A 6,997-nucleotide genomic window follows, 5' to 3' on the forward strand; every position below is an offset into this window, starting at 1 on the left:
GCTGGAATGCTCTTGGGCTTGAAAGCGTGGTTCTCTTTACGCTAGCGCCGACACAGGGCGGCACCCATCTCCGCATGGAGCACTCCGGCTTCCGCGCCGATCAGCAGACGGCTTATCAGGGGGCAAACTACGGCTGGCAGAAGTTTCTTGGCGGCCTGGAGCGTGTACTCGCGGGAGACATGCAATGAAAGCTTCCAAAGCATTCGTCGCGGGCTTCTGGATCTCCACCGTGATCTTCGCTCTGCAGATAGGCTTTACCGCCTACGCCCAATTGAAGTTACCCCAGGTGGYCGAGACCTTCACTCATCTCGGCTTCCCTGGCTACTTCCGAATCGAGCTCTCATGGGCCAAGTTTGCGGGCCTGGCTGCATTGCTCATTCCTATGGTTCCGGCGCGTCTCAAGGAGTGGGCCTACGCCGGCTTCGCCATCACGCTCGTCTCGGCATTGATCGCCCATCTCGCCGTTGGTGATGAGTTCGCAGCATGGAGCTGGTCGGTAGGCACCGGAGTACTGTGGAGCGCGTCGTACTTCTTCTTCCGCCGGCTGCAGCCCGACGTCACTCCTTCACCGGTTTGAGGTGTGTAAGATACACCTGCGATGACGAAAGYTGTTCTCCTGCTTGAATGCCCTGACCGCAAAGGCCTGGTTGCGGCCATCATGAACTTCCTCGTGTCGGAGTATGACGCGAATATCCTTCATGCCGGCCAGCACCAGGACGCGGAGCTAGCGCGATTCTTCATGCGCATCGAGTTCGAATGCGCCAGCGAGCTGATTCACGAACGTGTCTTCGCCGAGCGCTTCCGCAAGATCGCCGATGAGTACGRCATTCGCTGGCAGCTTGCCGAAAGTGATGTCAAACTGCGCGTCAGTCTCTTCGTCTCGCAGCACCTGCATTGCCTGGCCGACCTGCTGCAGCGCTACCAGGCCGGCGAGCTCGAGTGTGAGATTGCACTTATCATCGGTAATCACCCTGATGGCGGAAAGCTGGCCGGCTTCTACGGCGTGCCCTTCGTTCATCTGCCGATCGACCGCGACCATAAATCGCAGGTAGAGCAGGAGCAGCAACGTCTGCTTGCAGAATACCGCGTCGATCTGGTGGTGCTGGCGCGCTATATGCAGATCGTGTCGCCGGAGTTTGTCGCAATGTGGCCGGCACGCATCATCAACGTGCATCATTCGTTCCTGCCCGCTTTTATTGGGGCTAAACCCTATCACGCAGCCTTCAATCGGGGAGTGAAACTGATTGGCGCGACCAGCCACTATGTCACCAGCGACCTGGATGAAGGCCCCATCATCGAACAGGATGTCGTTCGCGTTACACAGGGAGACACGATCCCAGATCTCGTCCGCAAGGGCCGCGACCTGGAACGCATCGTTCTCTCACGCGCTGTTCGCTGGCACCTGGAGCACAGGATTCTCTACTACGGGAACAAGACTGTGATCTTTGATTAGGCATCTTGATTGATTCGACTTTTGCTAGTGTCCTGAGTCTAAAGTTTGTGACATAAATCACGAAGAGCTCTAGTGCTTCAGCGAGCTCATCGCACCGCAGGTGCGAATGTCTTGCTTAAGGGGACGGCTTCAGCCGTCCCGTCACCCGCACTGAAATACATGCGGCTTTAGCCGCTGAGGTACCGAGGCTATGCCGCGGCGTTTTCATTGCGGAAAACGCCGATAGATGCGGACGCCCTACATTACACCGACAGGGAAAATGCTCTAATGTTTTTGCCGAGGAAACATGAAGTTGCCGCATTCGTTACAACTTCGTCTGCCTGCGGGCAGATGGCATGGAGAGCTGAGGTCATGGCTCTGCCTGGCGATGTTGTTTTTCTGTATCCCTCTATACGGGATCGATCGTGATCGCACGCTCGCCCAGCTTCATCACACAGGCTGGACCTACATTGAAGGAGCGCCGGGCCAGGTACGCGCGTTGGCCCAAACTACAGATGGTTATCTGTGGCTGGGGACGGCAACCGGACTATTCCGTTACGACGGCATTCAATTCCAGGCCTATAAACCGCAATCAGGTCGGGCCTTTCCGCAACGTAACATCGTCTCTCTCTTCGCCACACCCGATGGTGGCCTATGGGTGGGTTATTGGTACGGAGGGGTCAGCTTTATTAAGGACGGGAGAGTCACGGACTATGGGAAGCCCGACGGACTGCCTTCCAGTCAGGTGCTGGCGTTTGCGCGCGATCGGCAGGGTGTGATCTGGATTGCAGCGGGGAAAGATGGGCTTGTCCGGCTGGAAGGTTCACGCTGGAAAAAGATTGGACCGGATACGGGCTTCTCGGGCCCGGCCAATACCGTCTTTGTGAATCGCGCCGGAACAGTCTGGGTGGGGACTCCGACCAGCGTGGTGTATCTCGTGGAAGGAGAAAGCCGGTTCCAGACAGCAGCACAGGGCCTGCTTCGTGTCAGAAACTTTGCCGAATCCTCCGACGGCACATTGTGGATGGCGGAGACGGGCTACGGTGTACGACCTGTTCCGTTGCCCGGAAGAGACAGCGGAAAGCGGGGGCCGGCAGTCCTTGTAGGATCGCAGGCAATCGCATTCGATCAGCAAGGAAGTCTTTGGATCACCAGCCTGGGCAATGGGATCCGTCGCGTTCCATACCCGGAACGCCTGCRTCCACCGAAGATTGAAGGCCCGTCCGCGTGGCGGTTTCACGACCCTGAGGTGGAGGAGTTCACTCCACAGGACGGCCTGACCAGCGATTACGTGTCTTGCCTGTTGGAAGACCATGAGGGCAACCTCTGGATCGGCACCAGCGGTGGACTGGATCGATTCCGGCAGAGCCCTGTCGTCTCAGTCACGGTTCAGCCGGTCGCGAATCGCGGCGCTCTGCCGATCCCATCGCTGCAATCATTCACGACCAATGCGCTGGCAGCGGGAGAGCAAGGCGCGCTTTGGGCTGCGGGTATTGGGCCGCAGGTTCTGGTGAAAATCCAGAATGACAAGATCGCCACGCAGCTGCGTGACCGGTACGTCGATTGCGTCTATCGTGATCCGAACGGTGCTGTATGGCTGGCAACACCGTGGTCGATCTTCCGCCTTTCCAGTGAACATGAGACCGGTTCGACACGGGAAGTCGTAACGTACAACTACGCCGCGGCCGTGCCTGCCGGACAGGGCCAGACGCTGCGTCGGCTCAATCTGCCGGTGACAAATAGGATCGCTGTGAACGTGCAATCGCGCGTCAAAGCGATGACCCAGGATCAATCAGGCAGACTGTGGGTATCGATGGACACAGGGACCTTTCGGCTGGAGAGGTCTGCATGGACCAGCCTCGAAAGTCTGGGTGGCCCGCGCGGTACCGCGACCGCCGAGTTTACTGATTCGCAGGGACGTATATGGTTCGGATTCGCGAACACCATCGCAATGCTGGATCGAGATGGAGTAAGAACCTTCTCCAGAAAAGACGGTATCCAGGTGGGAACCATTACGTCGATCCAGGGCAAAGGGTCGAAGATCTGGATCGGTGGCGAGTTCGGTCTGGAGTTCTGGGAGGGCAGCCGGTTTCAACCTGTAAGTCCGGCAGACGGAAGTGCCTTCAGCGGTGTCTCGGGAATCCTTGCGAATTCTGACGATGGCCTATGGTTCACCGAGCAGCGGGGAGTGATTCATATTCGCGAAGCTCAGCTGCAACAGTTGAGCTCCGGCAAAGTGGAGTTCGAAAGTTTTGGTTTGCTGGATGGTTTTACTGCTGCACTCAGAGGATCTCTCGCCTCGCCCTCGGCCGCGCAAACTACTGATGGCCACCTCTGGTTCGCCACCACAAAGGGGCTGGCCTGGATCGACCCCAAGCGCGTTACACGGAATGACGTGCCGCCGCCGGTATTGGTCGAGTCCGTTCTTGCCAATAACAGGAAATACGACACCTCTACGTTTTTCAGGTTGCCGCCTCGGACGAGGAATCTACAGATCGTCTATACAGCGACAAGTCTCACGATTCCCGAACGAGTTCGTTTTCGCTATAAGCTCGAAGGCCAGGACAAGGATTGGCAGGACGCAGGAACACGTCGAGAGGCTTTCTACACCAACCTCGACCCGGGCTCGTATCGATTTCGAGTGATCGCCTGCAATAACGATGGTGTGTGGAATGAAGCTGGATCAACGCTGTCTTTTGTGGTGTTGCCGGCGTTTGATCAGACGTTATGGTTCAGACTTCTCTGCGTTGCCGTTCTCGCAGGATGCCTGTGGCTGCTTTACCTGCTGCGGCTAAAACAGGTAACAGCACACGTACGGGAGCGGTTAGGCGCTCGCCTTGAAGAGCGGGCACGTATCGCCCGCGAATTGCATGACACACTGCTGCAAGGCTTTCAGGGTCTCCTGTTGCGCTTTGACGCCGTGAAGAAGGCAATTCCCCAGGATCATCCTGCACGTAACCAGATGGAGAGCGTGCTCGATCGCGCCGACGAAGTTCTCCATGAAGGACGGGAACGAGTTCGCGATCTTCGTCATGACGAGATCTCAGCAAATGAACTGCCTGACAAGCTGGCGGCATCCGGAGAGGAACTCAGAAAGGATCATGAGATCAGTTTCAGCCTGAGCGTGATCGGAACGCCACAGCCCCTCGATGCAACAGTCGGCGACGAGGTAATCAGGATAGGACAAGAGGCACTGGCCAATGCATTTCGACACTCCAGCTCTTCGAAGATCGAAGTTGAGATCACGTATGACCCTAGCCGGGTACGGCTCAGGGTTCGCGACGACGGCGTGGGAATGAGTCAGGACGTGTTGATTCGCGGCCGCGATGGTCATTGGGGTATTGTCGGCATGCGGGAACGAACCCAGAAGATCGGCGGACAACTGAAGATCTGGAGCCAGGAGAGCGCCGGAACAGAGATTGAGCTCACGATACCGGCAGCGATTGCATATCCGTTCTCTCACAAGGCGGAGCGTTGGCATTGGATTAAGCGTCTGCTAGGTCCAGGGGGATAAGGCTGTGGATATATTTGCGATAACCCAACCTCGTCCGCAAAGTTCGCGATCTTGAACGCATCAGACCGTGATCTTTGACTAGGGCGTATTTCAAAACGTCCAGTTACCGGCAACGCAATGCTCTCAGAGCTGGAGCAATTCTTTGGTCATATGCACTGGGGCAACGGAATCAACAGGTTCACAGAACGGACAGTAGCGATCCATATCCGCCCCTTCTGTATAGGCCTGATGTCCGATGAACGAAATAACCCGGTCCGTATACTAGCGACATCTTCTCGCAAGGTCTCGACCAGTCATGCACCTTCGTCACCTGCACTCCGGCATTCTTTCTCTGTTTCTCATATCGGCTGCCCAGGCGCAGTTCGGCTCCGCCCCCGCGGGGACAACTCCGGCGCCCAATGCAGCAGGCGGATATGTTCGTGACTCGCGCCAGCATCCTGCCGAGCCCTCCCGCGAGAATGCGTTTTCCATGACCGCCAATCGCTACGGCATCGCCGCTACGCTGCAGACACTTGCCTCACAGGCCAGCGCCACCATCCTTGCCAGAGGAGGAAACGCCGTCGATGCGGCGATCGCAGCGAATGCGGCTCTGGGCGTGATTGAGCCTGAGATGGATGGAATCGGAGGCGATCTCTTCGCCATCGTCTGGGACCCGAAGGAAAAGAAGATGTACGCCCTCAACGCGAGCGGCTGGTCCGCCAAAGCGGAGACCATCGATGCCATGAGAGCGAAGGGTGTTACCAAGATGGACAGCACCAGCATCTATGCGGTCACCGTTCCCGGCGCCGTTGCCGGATGGGCCGCGCTGCATGCCAAGTTCGGCAAGCTGCCGCTTGCGGTTGACCTCGCGCCTGCTATCGCTCTGGCAGAGAATGGCTTCCCGGTCACCGAAACCGACTCGGCTACCTGGGCGCAGTACGGCATGCCCTTCAAGGACAGAGCAGCCTTCGCTTCTATCTTTCTCCCCAAAGGAACCTACCCGCGCGAGGGAGAGATCTTCCGCAATCCCGATCTCGCCAACAGCCTCCGCCTGATTGCAAAGAACGGCGCGGATGCCTTCTACCGCGGCCCTATTGCTGACGCGATCATTCGGCTCTCTGACCAGAGCAACGGCTTTCTCACCAAGGCCGACCTTGCCGAGTACAAGCCGGAGTGGGTCGAGCCCATCTCCACGACCTATCATGGCTGGCGCGTCTATGAGACTCCGCCRAACACCCAGGGAGTCGCTGCTCTCTCCATGCTCAACGTCATGGAGCTCTACCCATTACACGATTGGGGGCATGACTCGGCGAAGACCTTGCACATCGAGATGGAGGCCAAGGCGCTTGCCTATGCCGACATGCTTCACTACGTCGGCGATCCAAACACGGATGAGATTCCCACGAAGAAGCTCATCTCGAAGGAGCTCGCAAAGGAGCGCGCCAAAGGCATCACCGATCAAGCTAACTGTAAGGTTCTTCCTTCCGACCGCAAGGCACAGCTCGACAAGCTGCAATCGGACACGACGTACCTCGCCACCGTCGATCGCGACGGCATGGTGGTCTCATTCATTCAGTCGGATGCGGGCAGTTTCGGCTCTGGCCTGGTGGCGGAGCACACAGGCTTTGTGCTGCATAACCGCGGCAGCGGTTTCTACATGCAGCCTGGCCAGCCTAACTCACTTGCAGGGCATAAACGGCCACTGCACACCATCATTCCCGCGATGATGCAGCAGGATGACAAGACCATCGGCTTCGGCATCATGTCCGGTTTCAACCAGGCCCAGGCTCATGCGCAGTTCGTTGCCAACGTCGTAGATTTCGGCATGAATATCCAGGCGGCGATGGATGCTGCCCGCTTCAACAAAGGCAACTCCGGTTGCACCGTCAGCGTTGAGGATGGCTACTCGCGCGAAGTGCTGGAACAGCTCGCCTCACAGGGCCACCAGATCATCCTGGTGCCGCGTTACTCGCAGGTGATGGGACGCGGCAACGCCGTGATGCGTGACGAGACACTCGGAGTAAACTTTGGCGCTACCGACCCCCGGGCCGATGGACAGGCTACGCCGGAGC

General features: G+C 57.8%; 5 protein-coding genes. All 5 read left to right on the plus strand.

The annotated features are described in order from the left end of the window. Positions 1-188 (plus strand): SRPBCC family protein (locus AB4043_RS12430; RefSeq protein ID WP_442307172.1); only part of this gene is annotated, 188 nt, incomplete at its 5' end. Then, a complete protein-coding gene (locus AB4043_RS12435; protein WP_442307173.1) occupies positions 185-577 on the plus strand; it encodes a DoxX family protein in 393 nt (130 codons plus the stop codon). The genes AB4043_RS12430 and AB4043_RS12435, both read left to right, overlap by 4 nt. A gap of 21 nt (positions 578-598) precedes the next feature. After that, positions 599-1,453 carry a formyltetrahydrofolate deformylase gene (purU, locus tag AB4043_RS12440; protein WP_442307174.1) on the plus strand — a complete coding sequence of 285 codons (855 nt, stop codon included), beginning with the start codon at positions 599-601 and terminating at the stop codon, positions 1,451-1,453. Between the two features lie 286 nt (positions 1,454-1,739). After that, positions 1,740-4,946 (plus strand): sensor histidine kinase, encoded by a 3,207-nt coding sequence (locus AB4043_RS12445; RefSeq protein ID WP_442307175.1) that lies wholly within the window; start codon positions 1,740-1,742, stop codon positions 4,944-4,946. Between the two features lie 295 nt (positions 4,947-5,241). Further along, on the plus strand, positions 5,242-6,997 hold a 1,756-nt coding region (gene ggt / locus AB4043_RS12450; protein WP_442307176.1), incomplete at its 3' end, for a gamma-glutamyltransferase.

This window comes from Terriglobus sp. YAF25 (assembly GCF_052113305.1).
GTDB lineage: Bacteria > Acidobacteriota > Terriglobia > Terriglobales > Acidobacteriaceae > Terriglobus.